This is a genomic window from Alphaproteobacteria bacterium (assembly GCA_004295055.1).
Lineage (GTDB): Bacteria > Pseudomonadota > Alphaproteobacteria > SHNJ01 > SHNJ01 > SHNJ01.
The window spans coordinates 1-16682 of the sequence record SHNJ01000022.1 but is presented as its reverse complement, the minus strand read 5'-3'; the positions used below and the strand labels follow the sequence as shown (position 1 = coordinate 16682).

Here is a 16682-nt window from a genome sequence, read left to right as displayed (position 1 = left end):
ACACTACTAAACTTATGGTTGTATTGCATAGAATTATATGCAATTAATACAATAATAATTTCTACCCTACGATAGCGTTCTTTCGATGAAATAAATTACATACGCAAAATCAGAGGTTATCCATGCTGCGATCATTAAAAAAAATTCTGTGCATAGATGATGAAGACGATATGCGCGCCGTTATTCGTTTTTCACTGGAAAATGTGGGCAATTATGTTGTTACAACCTGTGACGGTGGTATGCGCGCGCTGGCGGAAATAGAAGAAATAAATCCCGACATGATATTATTGGATGTATTGATGCCGGAGATGGATGGATTTGAAACCCTAAAAAAAATCCGGGAAATTCCACGCATGCGGGAAGTGCCGGTTTTGTTTCTTACCGCCAAAATAAAGCCCGATGAAGTTGAATACTATCATACGCTGGGGGTAAGCGGAGTGATTCCAAAACCATTGGATCCAATGGTTTTACCGCGTATTATTGAATCGGAATGGAGAGCATACCATGAACAAGAATGATACTGAACTGCGACAGTTGATGCAACGCATGCGCGTGTCTTACCTTGATGGATTGGGGGCGCGCATCGACCAACTGCGGCAATTTGCGGAAATACTGCGGGAAGAAAAAGCAACGCCAGAGCATTATCAGGATCTTAGAAAAGAAATTCATGGGCTGATTGGATCAGGCACGACCTATGGATTTCCAAAAATAACGGAACAAGGAAAAGTGTTTCACGAGATGCTGCATACTATTGCCCCAGCCCATCAAAAGCTTGTGGCGGATTATATCGATTCCTTAATTCATTCTTGCGATAAAATTCTAATTGATGAACGATCCACAGATGAATCCACATGACACTTTAATATAAAATTATATACAACCATAAGTTTATTACATGGAATTGAACATTAATTCCAAACCCTGTTTGGCTGAAAATTCGGCGGCATAATTTAACTGTAATCTTGCCTTTTGTGGGCTGCCTAAAGACTGTTGTATGTCGCCTGCCCGGGCAGGCGCGTATTCGATTTGCGGTCTGCGGCGAACAATGTCCCCTATCATCTCCGGCAAATCTTTTATTCTTACACCCTGTCCCGTGCATACATTAAAAACTCCGGATGTGATCTTGCCTGTTTGCAACGCGCAGCTTGCCATTATAAGGGCCTTTACGGCATCTTTTACAAAAACAAAATCCCTGCTTTGGTATCCATCGCCGAATATAGTAATGGGATAACCGGCGGCGATTCTGTGGCCGAATGCCGAAATTACTCCGGAATACGGCGAAGACGAATTTTGCCGCTGGCCAAACACATTAAAGAATCGCAGACCGGCATTAGGAATTTTATGTATCCTGGCCGCGACTTCCCCATGCAGCTCGCACGCCAGCTTGTCCGCGCCATAGGCGCTTATCGGATGCGGGATATCATCTTCGCTGTTACAGTCACCGCTATTATTGCCATAAACCGCCGCCGAGGAAGCATAAACCACGGGAATAGTCCGTTCCCCGGCGGCGATTGCCTGGAAAAGATTGACAATACCGCCTGCATTGATGCGATGCGTCTGCAGCCACTCGCGGTTCGCCCGCTCGACAGACGCGATCGCCGCCAAATGAAAACAACGGTCAATATCTTTCGCCAGAAACTTGATTAACTTGGGGTCGGCAATGTCCCCTTGAATAAACTCCGCTTCTCGCCGTAAATTTGTCCGGTCTCCGGTAGAAAGATCATCCACTACCAGCACTTGTTCCCCCGCATCCAACAGCGCATCGACCAAATGACTGCCAATGAAACCCGCACCGCCTGTGACCAGTACTTTTCCCATTACGCCGCCCCAAACCCTTTCCGGGTCATCTGGCCCCAACCTTTCTTACCGCGCAGGAAATCCAGCCAGCCTATAACCCGCCAGATATTGTTCAATTGCCGGTACCCGAAATTTTCTATCACGGCCACGCCGGCCAATCTTAGAAGATCGCGTGTCCGGGGCACCCGCATTAACTGCATTTCTTCCAGCGACAAAGTGCAAATACTGATAAAAATTCCAAATCCGAAAAATACGGCGATATAGGCCAGCATAAATTCCATATTCAAAACTCCCATCGCCCATAAGATAGGAATAATGATATATCCCAAAAATTCGGCAAAGGGCCCAATCACATCCACAATCAGACTATGAACCAAGGCCAGCATGCCGATTTTGCCGTATCTGGGATTTAACAACATCCGCCGATGCTTAAAAAAAACCTGCAACGCGCCGCGCTGCCAGCGTTTACGCTGATTGCCCAGCGTTTCCAGGGTTTCCGGCCCTTCGGTCCAGCATACGGGCTCGGGCACATATCGCATCGCATAGGGAATTTGTTTTTCGCGCATGGCCCGATGCATTTTAATAACCAGTTCGTAATCCTCGCCAATGCAATTGATGGAATATCCGCCCGCTTCCAGCGCGATGTCCCGGCGGAAAATTCCAAAAGCGCCCGAAATGATGCCGAGCATTCCCCAATAACTCCATGCCAGACGAGCCATTAGGAATGCCCGTATATATTCCATATTCTGCACCAAAGGCAGGAAATGCGTGGGCAGCCGCACTTCCTTAATCTGTCCTGCACGGATTAAACAGCCATTTAAAATGCGGATAGTACCGCCTACGGCAATCATTTGCTTTGGTTCTTCCAAGAATGGGCGCACAGCGCGCAATAATGCCTCGCCTTCCAATAAAGAATCCGCATCAATCACGCAGAATAACGGATTCCGCGCGAAATTAATGCCGGCATTGCTGGCATTGGCCTTGCCGCCGCCATTTTCCTTATCTATCACCAACAGTCTTGGATATAATTTCGATCCATATACGCCATGTATTGGCGCATGAGGAATTGTTAGATTGTGGGCTCTGGTAACCGGTTTCAACTGAAAGGCATTAATTAAAGTTTGCAATGTTTCATCTTTGGACCCGTCATTCACCACCACAATTTCCAAATCCGGATATTTCAACGCCAAGCCCGATCGAACGCTTTCCACAATTGTGGCTTGTTCATTATAGGCCGGAATAATTAGACTGATCGGCGGCGCGGTATCGGATAATAAGAATTGCCAGGCGGATTCCGTATCTTCGGCATGAGAATGTTTTCTGAATTCAAGCCAGGCTGCCGGCAGTTCCAGTAAATAAATTAAATCCTGTGTCAGCCCGATTGCCAGAATGCACCAGGCCATAATTTCGAAATAAAATTGATATTCCGGCGGCAGAAACATCACCCCTCCATTTCCGCCAGCATTTGCGCCGCCATAATACCGGCACGATCCTGATTGCCTGCATGCGCGCGCAGAATTGCAACGCCTTTTGCGCCGATTTTATACAATGCCTGCGCCGCCTGAAAACGCACGCTCCAATTTTCGTCGGTCAGGCTGTCCGATAAACTGGGAATAGCCTCGGATTGCTGTAACAATCCCAGGACCTGACTGGCTTTGGCGCGTATTTCCGGTTGCGGTCGCTTTGTTAGTGCCAGAACTCCGTAAATGGCCCGCGCATCCCCTATTCTGCCAATGGAATCCAAAGACTGAAACACAATTTCAGCATTCTCTTCTGCCAACAGGGCGATTAAATCGTTAACCGCCTCTAACGGTTTAATCGATCCCAGCGCCTTAATGCAGGCGGCCCGAACATCCGCGTTCAGGCCCTTATCCCTTATAATATTCAATAACGGCACCACAACCGGTTCCCCGAACCGGCGCAACGTATCCGCAAGCAGCGGAATATTGACCGTTCCATTCAATGTCAGGCTTTGTAAAATTTGCTGTAAATACTGTACCGACTTGCGCACCGCCAACGCCCGCAGCCCGGCCAGGCGCACATAAACATCCCGGTCCTGCAAAGCTTCCAGCAGCACGGCAATGGATACATCATCGGAAAAATATCCCAGCAAGGTCAGAGCTCGTATCCGGCGTCCCTTGGATGTTGTACGTGCCGTTTTATAAATAAAGGCCTGCATCCCCCACAAACTAAGCATCTCAACGACCCGGCGATTATCCTGGCCCTCCATCCCACGCATAATATCCAATGCAAGATCCAAAATAATTTGCCGGTCTAAATCTTCCAATTCCGGCAGACTGTCTTCATTCAAAGAAATCGGCGAATAGATTGCAGCGTATATATATTTTTTCCATCGCGACTTATGATCAATTATAAACTTCCGCTTTTTATCCTCGGCTATGCGTCGCCATAACAACAGGACCAATACGCAAGACGCCACGACTATCAAACCGCACACGCCGGCCCAAACCCAGATTAATTTAGAAGCGATAGGTAAGGCTGACATTCAATACCTGCCGTATATAGGAATTTTCGCGGTCGTCGTGCGTATAGCCAAGCCTTAGCGTGTGGGCCTGAGTTATATCAATAGCCGCGCCTGCAAAATATGTTGTCGTATCAACGGTTACGCCAGCAACCGTTTCCGGTGCGTTGGCATAGCCCGTATAAAATCTCCAATCATCCGCAACGGCGCCATCCAGCCGCAAATCGAAACCATAGACGCGCTCTTCATTTCGCTGTTTCACGCTGATCATGCGGCCGGCTATCGACCAACGGTCGGCCGGTTCTATGCGTAAACCCGGATTAATATTCATCACTTCCGTATCGCTGTAATCCTCGTACCTTGAATCCAGCGTCAGCCAAACCGGCACCAAATTCCATGCCGGGTCGTTCAGGCGTAAGCTGCCGCCGCCCATCAATCGCCATTCCGGCCTGAAATCCGCGTCCGGCGCCATCGATCCGTATAGATAGGCGTTTAACCATGGAAAAAAGGACCTATCAACGCCTGCCTCATATTCGCTATCAATATTTGAAAACTGGTCGTAACGGATGATTTTCCCATGCATCGCCATTTTTTTGGAATCGAAAAATCTAGTCACCTGGGTAAACTCCTGATTCCAGTTAGGCTGATTGCGGCGCGAAAAATCGCTGAATTCAAAACCAGCATCCGTTTGCCAAACTGGGTCGTAATCATCCGCTTGCGCCATGCTTGCAAACCAAAACAGCGCGATATAGATCATGATTATAAATTTCATGATGCTTTTCTTTCCGTCGCCTGAATAATGCGCATGCAGCGCGCCACAACTTCGTCGGGATTGAAAGGTTTTGGAATGTAATCCACCGCGCCTATGCCAAATCCTTCTAAAACGTCTGCGTTGGAATCGCGCGCGGTCAGAAAAATGACCGGAATATTTTTCAATTCCGGGTTCTGTTTCATCATGCCCAACAACGCTATGCCGTCTATTCCCGGCATCATCCGGTCCAATAAAATCAGATCTGGTTTATTTTTATGAATCAAATCCCAGGCTTCATTGCCATTTTCCGCCTGCAGCATCTTGCAACCGGAGAAAGAAAATTTATGATCCAGCAGGTCGCGCACGGTTTCATCGTCATCAACCACCAGGATTTTAGTATTCAGCCGGTTTAAACGCTGCCTTATTTTTTCGCCTAGCAACGAATAGTCTATTGGCTTTGCAATATAATCCGCCGCGCCAGCCACAAGACCCCGCATCACGTCTTTTGGCCTGCTGCTGGCTGTAATCATAATTATGGGAATCTTTGATAATTCCTGATTATCCTGCAGTCCCTCTAAAAAACTCAATCCAGTAATCCCACCGGGCATCATATCGTCCAGCAACACCAAATCGGGCTTATGTTCGCGCATTGCATCCAATGCCTCGTCCGTGTTTTTACCGAATATCAGGCGCGCATCGGCGGATAATAATTCCTTGCAAGCCTGATGAATCAGTTCATCGTCATCCACAATCAACACCAGCGGCAAGGATGAAGATTGCTTGACCGGCTGTGGCTGTGCTGGTTCCGCTTGCGGCGGAATAACGGCCGTTTCCGGATTTTCCGCATGATGCCTAGCAATAATCTCGCGTGAAATGCGAATCAAATCCTGAGATAGCCGGACAATATCCTTTGTGTCGAATCGATCCGGCGACAGAATCGCATCTTCCAGCGTGCGCCCACTCTGGCTGATGACCGGAAAACCATAAGACCCACCGGTACCGGCCGCATAGTGGGCTGGATATCGCAAAGCCTGACGGCTGTCATTATCAATGCCATTCCGATCAATCTGTTCGGTTAAATTTTCGATATCATCAATGCGTTTAGTTAAATCGTTCAGATAACGATTGGTCAGGACACGCATCTTAGCCTGCAGCTTTTGTTGTAGGTCTTCGTTTGCCATAGCATTATTCCCGTGCGGCGCGCCAAAGCGCAATTAGATGGAAAATAAAAGATTGATAGTGAAGAACCTTCAGGCTATCGGCTAAAAATTAACAGCGACTAAACAGTTTTCATGCGTGCGCGTGAAAAAAATTGGTTTCTATTTTTTTCTGCAAGATTTTTTCTACACGCATACACCGCGATATAAAAAACATACCGCGATATTTGCGATTGTGTTTTGTATGCGTGAACCGCTGCCGTTGGAATTGCATACCGCCGTCATTTTCCCCATAAGTATTTTTTAATGTTTAACAACTAAAATTGGGATTGTTCGACTCTGCTTTCTAATTTTCTACAAAAGGAATCTGCTATGCTTGAGCGTTTTGCGCGCTCTTATATTCTGCAATGCGCGATTTTGGCAATTGCATATTATTCGGCCACCAAACTTAGTTTCACGCTAATAATGGCGACGGAACAGTTTTCGTTTATTTTTCTTGCGTCCTCTCTCGCGGTCGCCGTCATTCTGCTTGCCGGATACCGGCTATGGCCGGGCATATTGGTTGGCGCACTGCTGCTTGGGGTCACGGTCAACAATTCCGGCACAATTTCTGTATATGGATTATCGGTCATTCTCGTACTGTCTATCATTGCATTTATTATCGCCGGACGCCTGCAAACTGCACAGCGGCTGATAAAAGAAAAAACCGCCGAAATTCAATCGCGGGACGCGGTGTTTCATACTGTCATGGACAATGCCGTTATCGGCATGGCATCCGTTTCCACCGAAGGGCAGTTCCTAAAGGTCAATAAATCCCTGTGCAGCATGCTCGGTTACAACGAACAAGAACTTATCGGCAATAATTTCGAAGCCATTTCACACCCCGACGACTTACATAAAAATATGCAATACATTCATCAATCCATGAAGGGGGATATTACGTCCTTTACCATGGAAAAACGTCTTATCGGCAAAAACAGCCAAACCGTATCGGTTATGCTGAATGTAACTTTGGCGCCAGGCGGCAAAGAAAACGCCGATCATTATATTATGCAGTTTCTGGATATCGGCGCGCGGGTGGAAATGGACCGGTTAAAGAGCGAATTTATTTCTACCGTAAGCCATGAATTGCGCACGCCGCTTACTTCCATTCGCGGCGCACTGGGGCTTATCGCAGGCGGTGTTCTGGGCAAAATCCCCGACAAGGCTGCCGAGTTTGTCCGTATCGCGCATAAAAACAGCGAACGGCTGATTTTAATCATAAACGACATTCTGGACATAGAAAAAGTCGAGGCCGGGAAAATGGCGATAGTATCAAGGCCGGTCAATGTGAAGCAAATACTGCTGCAATCCATCGAAATCAATCAAACATACAGCGAGAAATACAAGGTTCAATTCATTCTGAAAAAAGCGCCGGAAGATACGCAAGTCATAGCCGACCCGGATCGATTAATCCAAATCCTAACCAAACTTTTGTCGAACGGAGCAAAATTTTCACATCCAAATTCCGAGGTTTGGATCGGCGCCGAGGATAAAGGCGATAAGGTGGTATTTTCGGTCCGCGATTTTGGCGACGGCATTCCTGACGAATTCCGGCCGCGCATGTTCGAAAAGTTTTCGCGCGCCGACAATTCCGATGCGCGTAAAACCGACGGCACTGGCCTAGGTTTGCGCATTACTGCAAAGCTGATAGAGGCCATGAAGGGGAAAATCGACTTTGAAACCGAAATTGGCAAAGGCACGTGCTTTTATTTCACCCTGCCGAAATTAATTCCTGAATCGGCGCCCATAGCCGTTGCGCCAACGGGATCCAATTTGCCTCATGCGATTTTGATTTGCGAGGACGATAAAACGATGAGCGGATTGATCAAGGCTTACCTGGAACGCGCAGGATTTACAACCGATACTGCCTACAATATTGCCGAGGCCCGCCGCAAACTGCAGGACAAAACTTTTTCCGCCATGACCATGGACATTATGCTGCCGGACGGCAGCGGCGTCGATTTTGTCGAAGAATTGCGTAAACACCCGGAAACCCACGATCTGCCGGTTGTAATCGTTTCAGGCCGCGCCAGCGAAAGCAAAAAGACGATGCAGGGCAACCGTATCGGCGTCGTCGATTGGCTGGACAAGCCGTCCGAGGCCGCCAAATTGAATGGCGGTTTAATTCATTCCTTGAAACGCGCAGTGTCCGGGGATATTGAACGCCTGCCGCATATACTGCACATCGAAGATGACAGCGACCTGAGCCATATTCTTAGCAGCGCGATGATGGAACACGCGATTGTCGTAAACGCCCCCACCCTGGGCAGCGCGAAAAAATGGCTGGAACACACTTACTTTGATTTAGTCGTAATGGACATCGAACTGCCCGATGGCTCGGGCCTGAATTTTCTGAAAAAATTGAAAGACATAGCGGAACATCCGGTTCCGGTTATTATTTTATCCGCCAGCGAAGTTGATGCCGAAACCCAAAAACAGGTTTCGACATCCTTGGTGAAATCCCGGGTTTCGGAAAATTACATTATCGACCGCATCATGGCTATGGTCGCGCACTCTCATAGAAAAGGAGCCTTACAATGAGCACCACCTTAAAACATATTTTATGCGTCGATGACGAATCCGATATTCTGGAAATCGCCAAAATGTCCCTGGAAATGGTCGGCAATTTCGAAGTCCATACCTGCACTAGCGGCAAGGAAGCCCTTGCTTATGTGGAAAACACAAAGCCCGATTTAATTCTAATGGATGTCATGATGCCGGAAATGAACGGGCCAAGCACACTGGAAGCGCTTAGGAAAAACGGTGCATCGTCCATACCGGTCGTATTCATGACCGCCAAAGTGCAGTCTAATGAAGTCGCTGAATTCATAAAATGCGGCGCCATCGGCGTAATTCCAAAACCTTTTGACCCCATGACCCTGCCGCAGGATGTGCAAAAACAATGGGAGTCCGCCAATGCAGGATAATAATAAAGCGGCCATCCAGGACCGTATGATTCTGTTGCGCCGGAAATATCTGGCGCAACTCCACGAACGCCGGCCGCAGATTACCGATTTTATCACGGCTTGCTCTATGGGCGGAGCTAACGATACGGTTTTCCAGCAAATGCGCCAGTGCGCCCATAATTTCGCCGGTTCCGGCGCCAGTTATGGCTTTTCCTATATCAGCCAGACAGCTGCGGATCTGGAAACTGCGTTGGACAACAGAGCCTCTATCGAAAAGCTGCGCACCTTAACCGAGGATTTATTACAAGCCTGCAACAAAGCGCTGGAGATGATTGACAACATGCCCAAATTTTCAAGCGAGGCAGAATTGAATTCGCTCGAACAAATCGCTCAGCAATTCAAGCCAGTTATTTTAATTACCGATGACGATCCAGTTATTCGAGACTTGGTCGTCGCATTATTCAAGCGCGAAGCCGAGGTAATGACCGCCAATAACGGCGCCAAGGCATTGGATATTATCCGGCATCACAAACCGGCTTTGGTGTTATTGGATGACGGGCTTGCCGATATGCGCGGCATCGATTTGCTGGAACAGGTGAAAAAAGATCCATTGACGGCGAAAATTCCCGTTATCATGCTGACCGCGAACAAAAAGCCCCTCGACATAGAATTAGCCAAATCCATCGGCGCGTTCGATTATGTTACCAAGCCTTTTGAATTGCGATATCTCGCGGAAAAAGTTGCGCCAGTTTTAAAAAATTTAAATCGCACGCTGCTGATTGCCGACAATGATGCTGCAATCCTGGATTTATTTACCGAAAAATTCAAAGGCACCGGCGTGCGCTTACTGCTGGCGAAAAACGGCCTGGAAGCCGTGGAGATCATTGGACAAAATAAGGTCAAACTGGCCATATTGGATTGGATTATGCCGGGCATGGACGGTCCTGCGGTATTGCAGCGAATCCGCAGCAATCCCGACACCAAGTATATTCCCGTTCTATTTCTGACTTCCAAACGCAAGGAAACCGATATCAAAAAAGCCTACGCGATGGGCGCAACCGGGTACATTATTAAGCCATTCATTCCAGATCAGGTCGTTAGCCGCAGTCTGAAGTTACTTGGAATTACTGAAACAGCCGCCAAACCGGCATAATCATTATCCCAATGATGACATAAAGCCGAAAATCTGATATACCTTCCGCACAAACTTACGGAGCGTATATGGAAGAAATTATTATCAAAGACAGCAACGGCAATATTTTAAAAGAAGGCGATACGGTAATGGCGATCAAAGACCTTAAGGTCAAGGGATCGTCCGGCGTTGTAAAACGCGGCACCAAGGCAACCAATATCCGCCTGTGTTCCGATGGCCGTCATATCGAATCCAGCGCCAAGGAAGTCAAAGGCCTTATGCTGGACGCCAGTTTTCTGAAAAAAGTTTAATTTGATCATGCAGCAACCGCCGCTTATTCCCGAACTTTCCTGCACAGACTATAAAAAAAGTTTGGATTTTTATACGCGTATACTTCAATTTTCCGTATTATTTCAGCGTCCGGAAGAAGGCTTTGCCATGTTGGAACGTCAAGGATCGCAATTAATGATCGACCAAATTGGCTTGGGCCGCACCTGGGCAACCGGTGATTTAACCCCACCATTAGGCCGTGGCATTAATTTTCAGATCGAAGCCACTGACGTGAACGAATTATATCATCGCGTACAACAAAATCGCGTAACGATATTTTTGCCCATTGAAGATAAATGGTACCGCACCGGCGATCACGATACTGGCTGCCGCCAATTTGCGGTTCTAGATCCGGATGGATATATGCTGCGTTTTTCCAGGGACATAGGAACACGTCCAATCAATGAATAGCTATAAAAACACATCCGTTATCGAAAGCGCGCAAAATCCGCTAATTAAAAAAGCGGCGTCCCTGCGCGATAAAAAATACCGCCAGCAGCACGGTTTGTTTGCGGCCGAAGGCCAACGCACCATCGGCGCGGCGATTGAATCCGGCCTTTATGAAATCGATTGCCTGCTATTTGATGAATCGGCCTCGCGTGAAACCGGCGCGTTAAAAAAATCGGCGATGGCAAAAAAAATAAAATGCGTTACAGTTGCCTCTAAAGTCATGCAAAAACTGTCGCAACAGGATAATGCGCAGAATATAATCGGCTTGATCCGGCATAAATATGCCGATGCCGGTAAAATTCTATCCTCAGCCAAAACTTGCGTGATTGCGCTGGAATCTCCCCGCGACCCTGGAAACCTCGGCACGATCATCCGCACCGCCGATGCGATGGCCATAGATGGTATAATCTTGATCGGCGATTCGTGCGATCCGTTTGCGCCAGAATGCGTGCGCGCCACGATGGATTCGATATTTCATATCCCCCTCGCCCGTTCCACCGTAGCGGATTTCATCAAGCAAAATAAATTGCCAACCATCGGCACCGCTTTACAAGGCGCCAATGACTTCCGCGAAGTTTCCTATAAACCGCCATTTGCCCTGGTTATGGGCAGCGAACAAAAAGGATTGTCAGGCGAATTGGCAAAATCTTGCGATCATTTGGCGAAACTGCCAATTCCCGGCAAGGCAGAATCATTAAATCTGTCTGTGGCAACAGGCGTGATGCTGTATGCCGCGCTGGCACCGTGGAGAAAATAAATTAGCTTTATTCCCCCCCTCCCCCTTGTGGGGAGGGCCGGGGTGGGGGTACCCCCACTCAAGAAAATCTAAGCGATCTTCGATCGCTAATATTTTCTATCTCTCCCCACAAGGGGGAGAGAATAAATATCAATTGCTAACCCGCATCTCCTCCAACGCCAACCAACGTTCTTCGGCGGCAGCCAGCTCTCGTTCCGCTTCGGCCAAACGTTTGGTGCATTGGGTGAATTCCTGCGGGTTGGCAGAGTATAATTCGGCATTGGCCAGCCGGTCATTTAATGCTTCGACTTCTTTTTCTAAATCACTGATAATCATTGGCAAATTGTCGAGCTCATACTGCATTTTATAAGACAGTTTCTGTGGCTTGGCGTTAACATTGGCGGGATAGTCCTTGACCGCATCAACCGATTTTTTCTGTACCTGCGTTTGTTGTTTAGGCGGCTTACGGTTTTCATCCCGCTTTTTCAAATAATCCGAATATCCTCCGATATAAGCTTCGATATTGCCATCCCCTTCAAACGCCAGAATCTTGGTCACGGTTTGATCCAGAAAATCGCGGTCGTGACTGACGATCAACAGCGTGCCTTTATAATTCATCAATGCATCTTCCAAACGATCAAGCGTGTCCATATCCAGATCATTGGTGGGTTCGTCCAAGATCAAGAAGCTTTTCGGGTTTGCCATCACTTTGGCCAGCATCAAGCGGTTTTTTTGTCCGCCCGATAAAGTTCCCACCAATTGCGTTGCCATCGACGGATCGAATAAAAAATCTTTTAAATAACCGCATACATGGCGCGGTTTACCCATGACATTGACGTGGTCGCCGCCATTTGGGCACAGCGTGGTCCATAATGACGCTTGCGGGTCCAAATCCTTGCGCTTTTGATCGAAATACGAAAACTCAATATCCCGCGCGATTTTGACCTTGCCGGTATCGGGCGGGATTTCGCCGATCAACAGGCGCAAAAAACTGGTTTTTCCGGACCCATTGCGCCCTAAAATCCCAATCCGGTCGCCGCGTTGAATGCGCAGCGAGAATTTGTTTAATATGGTTTTTTCCTGGCCGTCTTCGACAAATTTTTTCGATACGCCGAAAAACTCCGCGACATTTTTCGACGTGCCTTCCATTTCCATTTCTTCAAATTCAACTTTCGCCAGCATGCGGTTTAACGCATTACGATCGCGTTTTAATTTCTCGCGTTCTTCCTTCATCAATTCCAGCCGCCGCACATTGCGTTTGCGGCGGGCGCGAACGCCCCTGCTGGCCCATTCCACCTCTTGATCCAAAATACGCTGGCGGCGCTGCAATTCGCGTTCTTCCTGTTCCAACACCATTTCCGACCATTCTTCGAAATAGGCGAATCCGCGCGGGCATAATTTCAATTTGCCGCGATCCAGCCAGAACACTTTGTCGGAAATATTAGCCAAAAAGGTTTTATCGTGGCTGACGCAAATCACCGCGCCGCGATATTGTTTCAAATATTGTTCCAGCCATTCGATGACATCCAGATCCAGATGGTTGGTGGGTTCGTCCAACAACAAAATATCCGGCTCTTCCACCAGCGCGCGCGCCAAAGCGGCGCGACGTAACTGGCCGCCCGACAACCGATCCATACGATCGTCGATATGCAACCCCAATGGTTCGACCACCATGTCGATTTTATAGGCGTTTTGTTCTTCTTGGTTTTCAGTACTAATTTGTTCGAAAATAAAATCGCGCAGCGTTTGACCCGGTTTAACCTCGATATCCTGCTGTAAATACCCTACCGTCGTGCCTTGCAGCATCCAGCGCTCGCCGCCGTCCAAATCAATCGTACCGGTGATAATATTCATCAGCGTGGTTTTACCGGCGCCGTTTTTGCCAACCAGACAGATTTTGTCGCCCGCATAGATGCTGAACGTCAGATCCTCGAAAATTTGTTTCGGACCATACCGGATCGCGGCTTCTTGAACGCTTAGGATTAAATCGGAACTCATTTATCCGCAGCACATGGATATTTGCTTTTTAGCGCGGTTACCAGCATTCCGGCCGCCGATTTGCCGCGCGCCTTTGGATTGTTTTTCAGGTAATCCTGCATCACAGCCAATACTTCTTCATCCGGCAAATATGGCAATTCTTCTGGTTCGCCATTCTTGTTACGGACGCATAAAAACGGTTTTTCGGCCATGGAGTGACGCACCACTTCCAGTTCATTCACCGCGCCGGAATAAAACTTGCATGGACTGTCTTGATCGATGCTGCTTTCGCAGCGGGAAACCAAAGAATCAAATGGGATATAGCCGCCAATGTCGCTGCATGGAATCTGCGCCTTGTCGTTACGCATCAAATAGGACATCAGCGCGATTACCCCGCCTATTTCCTCGCGTTTTTCCACCTTGATATTATTGGGGTCGGCCAGCCAGTCGATAATTGGTTTTTGATCCTTAACCGTGAATATTCTCTTGCTGCACGCGCGGTTTAAATAAACCTCGCCAGCCTGTAAATCGTCATAGAAACCCTGCATATAATGCGCGCAATTATCGCGGTCTTTAACGCTATCGAAGCGGCAAAGTTTGATCAATTGATCGAGCGTTAAGTCGGTCGCTTGAGCCTGCGCTGTGAAAGCCAGGAAAAACGCGAAAGTAACCAAAGCCAGTATGCGAGTTTGCATCATAGTGATCCCCTTTTAATGCATGGAAACTATGCCGCCAACCCGCATCTGTCAATCCCGGATACGTTAAGCCGCGCGTTGTTTACGCGAATGGCGCTTTTGCCGCTGCCGGTCGCGCCAATCCATCTGTGGACGATCGTTGCGGGGATGGTCGTTACGATCCCCATCGCGCTTACGCTGGGGGTTTGTGTTCTGACCCTTGCCTTTGCGATGGCCGCGGTTCTTATCCCATTTTTTGAAAGAGCGATTTTCCGGTTGCTGGCCACGATCATCGTCGCGTTTTTTAAATGGGCGGAATTCTTTTTGACCACCGTCTTCATTCCGATTTTTAAACGAACGATCCTTGAATGAACGATGAGATTTTGGATTATCGCCATGATCCCGTTTTTTAAAGGAACGATGTTCTTGCGGCTGACTCCGATCATCATCCCGTTTTTTGAACGGCCGGTGATTTTGATCGCCGCGGTTCTTTCCTTGGTATCTGCGCGGCTTATCTTCGCGGTTTGCGTTGATAAAAGATTTCTGTTTGCGTCCGCCTTGCTGGCCGCCTTGTTTGTTATCATTGGTGGTGCCATGCATCAATTTATGAATGGCTTTCCATTTGCCGCCATCGGCTGGCGTAATGAAATTGACCGCCGATCCTTCGGCGCCTGCGCGGGCAGTGCGGCCGATACGGTGAATATAATCTTCCGGCGCTTGCGGCAGATCGTAATTGATCACGTGTTCGATATGCGGGATATCCAAACCGCGCGCGGCGACATCGGTTGCCACCAAAATGCGGAATTCGGAGTCGCGGAACGATTGAATCACGCGGTTGCGGCGGCGTTGTTGCAAATCGCCGTGAATCGCATCGGCTTTTTGGCCGCCTTTCACCAGGCGCTTTGCCAGTTTTTCCGTGCCATATTTGGTTTTCACGAAAATAATGACGGACCCTTGGCGCGCTTCCAGTTGTTCCACCAATTTGGTATATTTGTCTTCATCGCTGGTGTGAATCAATTCCTGCTGAATATTCGCCGCCGGCGTTCTGGTCGATCCAACCGCAATCCGTTCGGGGTTGCGCAGATATTTCGCGGATAATTTAGTGATATTGTCCGGCATAGTCGCCGAGAACATAAAAGTCTGGCGGTCTTCTGGAATATTTTTAATAATTTTTTCGATCTGCACGCCAAAACCCATATCCAGCATCCGGTCGGTTTCATCCAATACCAGGAAACGGATATTGCCCAATTTCAAAGTGCCTCGCGCCAAATGGTCGTTGATACGGCCTGGCGTTCCCACGATAATGCGCGGACGGGCTTGTAATTGTTTGAATTGACGCGGCATTGCTTCGCCGCCGATCAATAAGGCGGTTCTGATATCTTGCGTTGGAATCATTTGTGTCAACGATTCAACCACCTGCGCCGCAAGTTCGCGGGTTGGCGTCATAATCAACGCGGCCGCATCCGGGCGTTGCATCAATTGTTCGATTAATGGAATACCGAAGGCAGCGGTTTTGCCGGTGCCGGTTTGGGCCGAGCCCAGAATATCGCGGCCGGACAATGCCAATGGCAAAGTCTGCGCCTGAATCGGTGTTGGGGTGGTGAATTGCAAACGTGCAAGCGCTTGCAAAAGCTTTGGCGAAAGGCCAAAGCCATTAAAATCCTGAGTCATTGTTTCCCTTTACTGGGTATACCTTTATTGGTTACCCGTTTGCGGGATCAATGCCCGCAATCAATAAAAAGGCGCGAAACGCAAACCGCTTCGCGCCTTCTCTGATTCTTATTTCTAAGAAAAGCCTTTATTAGGCAGCGTCAGCCACTTTCAAATCGGACGCCGCGGTTTTGCCGCGTTCAGTCGCTAATTCGAAGCTTACTTTTTGGCCTTCGCGCAAACCGCGCAAACCGGCGCGTTCTACGGCGCTGATGTGAACGAATACGTCGGCTCCGCCGTTATCTGGTTGGATGAATCCGAAACCTTTGGTGGCATTGAACCATTTTACTGTACCTGTAGGCATATTTAGTCTTCCTTTATCAAGTTAACGTTGCCATAGCATCCCTATGATGCCAAAGCTGAGAATAGCTGCAATGGCCTCGAATGAACGAGGGCGAAAACAGAGAACTCTTTGACAACGTGAAAAGAAAAACGTCCTCTCGGGAACAGTTTTATTGGCCTTTGGGGCCGCATCGACTCATGAAAATCGACGGTATCTACTACACATCAAGCTAAGAGTTGTTCTAAACTCAATCGC

General features: G+C 48.2%; 17 protein-coding genes. 8 read left to right on the top strand and 9 right to left on the bottom strand.

Features of this window, described 5'->3' with window-relative positions:
- Window positions 1-125 precede the first annotated feature (125 nt).
- Together EYC62_05530 and EYC62_05525 are read left to right on the top strand one after the other, a co-directional pair.
- Window positions 126-518, top strand: a complete 393-nt coding sequence (locus tag EYC62_05530) for a response regulator (GenBank protein TAH34229.1) — start codon at window positions 126-128, stop codon at window positions 516-518.
- Window positions 505-855 carry a hypothetical protein gene (locus EYC62_05525; GenBank protein ID TAH34216.1) on the top strand — a complete coding sequence of 117 codons (351 nt, stop codon included), beginning with the start codon at window positions 505-507 and terminating at the stop codon, window positions 853-855. The genes EYC62_05530 and EYC62_05525 overlap by 14 nt, the downstream gene beginning before the upstream one ends.
- Window positions 856-891: 36 nt before the next feature.
- On the opposite strand, the gene EYC62_05520 is transcribed toward EYC62_05525, so the two are convergent.
- From EYC62_05520 to EYC62_05500, 5 genes are read right to left on the bottom strand one after another with little or no spacing between them, the layout of a single operon-like run.
- A complete protein-coding gene (locus EYC62_05520; GenBank protein ID TAH34215.1) occupies window positions 892-1818 on the bottom strand; it encodes an NAD-dependent epimerase/dehydratase family protein in 927 nt (308 codons plus the stop codon).
- Window positions 1818-3239, bottom strand: coding sequence for a glycosyltransferase family 2 protein (locus EYC62_05515; protein TAH34214.1), 1422 nt, complete (start codon window positions 3237-3239; stop codon window positions 1818-1820). The genes EYC62_05520 and EYC62_05515 overlap by 1 nt, the downstream gene beginning before the upstream one ends.
- On the bottom strand, window positions 3239-4303 hold the full coding sequence (locus EYC62_05510; protein TAH34213.1) for a HEAT repeat domain-containing protein: 1065 nt from the start codon (window positions 4301-4303) through the stop codon (window positions 3239-3241). The genes EYC62_05515 and EYC62_05510 overlap by 1 nt, the downstream gene beginning before the upstream one ends.
- Window positions 4278-5051 carry a YaiO family outer membrane beta-barrel protein gene (yaiO, locus tag EYC62_05505; protein TAH34212.1) on the bottom strand — a complete coding sequence of 258 codons (774 nt, stop codon included), beginning with the start codon at window positions 5049-5051 and terminating at the stop codon, window positions 4278-4280. Before yaiO ends, EYC62_05510 begins: the two co-directional genes overlap by 26 nt.
- Window positions 5048-6211, bottom strand: a complete 1164-nt coding sequence (locus EYC62_05500) for a response regulator (GenBank protein TAH34211.1) — start codon at window positions 6209-6211, stop codon at window positions 5048-5050. The genes yaiO and EYC62_05500 overlap by 4 nt, the downstream gene beginning before the upstream one ends.
- 348 nt (window positions 6212-6559) lie before the next feature.
- Between EYC62_05500 and EYC62_05495 the strand changes: the two genes are divergently transcribed.
- From EYC62_05495 to EYC62_05470, 6 genes are all read left to right on the top strand, one after another.
- Window positions 6560-8770 (top strand): response regulator, encoded by a 2211-nt coding sequence (locus EYC62_05495; protein ID TAH34210.1) that lies wholly within the window; start codon window positions 6560-6562, stop codon window positions 8768-8770.
- Complete coding sequence (locus tag EYC62_05490) at window positions 8767-9156, top strand: response regulator (GenBank protein TAH34209.1); 390 nt, start codon at window positions 8767-8769, stop codon at window positions 9154-9156. Before EYC62_05495 ends, EYC62_05490 begins: the two co-directional genes overlap by 4 nt.
- On the top strand, window positions 9119-10288 hold the full coding sequence (locus EYC62_05485; protein TAH34208.1) for a response regulator: 1170 nt from the start codon (window positions 9119-9121) through the stop codon (window positions 10286-10288). The genes EYC62_05490 and EYC62_05485 overlap by 38 nt, the downstream gene beginning before the upstream one ends.
- Before the next feature lie 68 nt (window positions 10289-10356).
- Window positions 10357-10578 carry an alkylphosphonate utilization protein gene (locus EYC62_05480; GenBank protein ID TAH34207.1) on the top strand — a complete coding sequence of 74 codons (222 nt, stop codon included), beginning with the start codon at window positions 10357-10359 and terminating at the stop codon, window positions 10576-10578.
- Between the two features lie 7 nt (window positions 10579-10585).
- On the top strand, window positions 10586-11008 hold the full coding sequence (locus tag EYC62_05475; GenBank protein TAH34206.1) for a VOC family protein: 423 nt from the start codon (window positions 10586-10588) through the stop codon (window positions 11006-11008).
- A complete protein-coding gene (locus tag EYC62_05470) occupies window positions 11001-11804 on the top strand; it encodes an RNA methyltransferase (protein TAH34205.1) in 804 nt (267 codons plus the stop codon). The genes EYC62_05475 and EYC62_05470 overlap by 8 nt, the downstream gene beginning before the upstream one ends.
- Before the next feature lie 129 nt (window positions 11805-11933).
- Here the strand turns inward: EYC62_05470 and EYC62_05465 are convergent, their stop codons facing one another.
- The 4 genes from EYC62_05465 to EYC62_05450 all read right to left on the bottom strand — a co-directional run bounded on the left by EYC62_05465 (window position 11934) and on the right by EYC62_05450 (window position 16448).
- Complete coding sequence (locus EYC62_05465; protein TAH34204.1) at window positions 11934-13781, bottom strand: ABC transporter ATP-binding protein; 1848 nt, start codon at window positions 13779-13781, stop codon at window positions 11934-11936.
- Window positions 13778-14458: a hypothetical protein gene (locus tag EYC62_05460; protein ID TAH34203.1), complete on the bottom strand. Its 681-nt coding sequence runs from the start codon at window positions 14456-14458 to the stop codon at window positions 13778-13780. Before EYC62_05460 ends, EYC62_05465 begins: the two co-directional genes overlap by 4 nt.
- A 63-nt stretch (window positions 14459-14521) precedes the next feature.
- Window positions 14522-16105: a DEAD/DEAH box helicase gene (locus tag EYC62_05455; protein TAH34202.1), complete on the bottom strand. Its 1584-nt coding sequence runs from the start codon at window positions 16103-16105 to the stop codon at window positions 14522-14524.
- A 130-nt stretch (window positions 16106-16235) separates the two neighbouring features.
- The gene (locus tag EYC62_05450; protein ID TAH34201.1) at window positions 16236-16448 is read right to left on the bottom strand and encodes a cold-shock protein; all 213 of its coding nucleotides are present in this window, start codon (window positions 16446-16448) and stop codon (window positions 16236-16238) included.
- Between the last annotated feature and the right edge of the window lie 234 nt (window positions 16449-16682).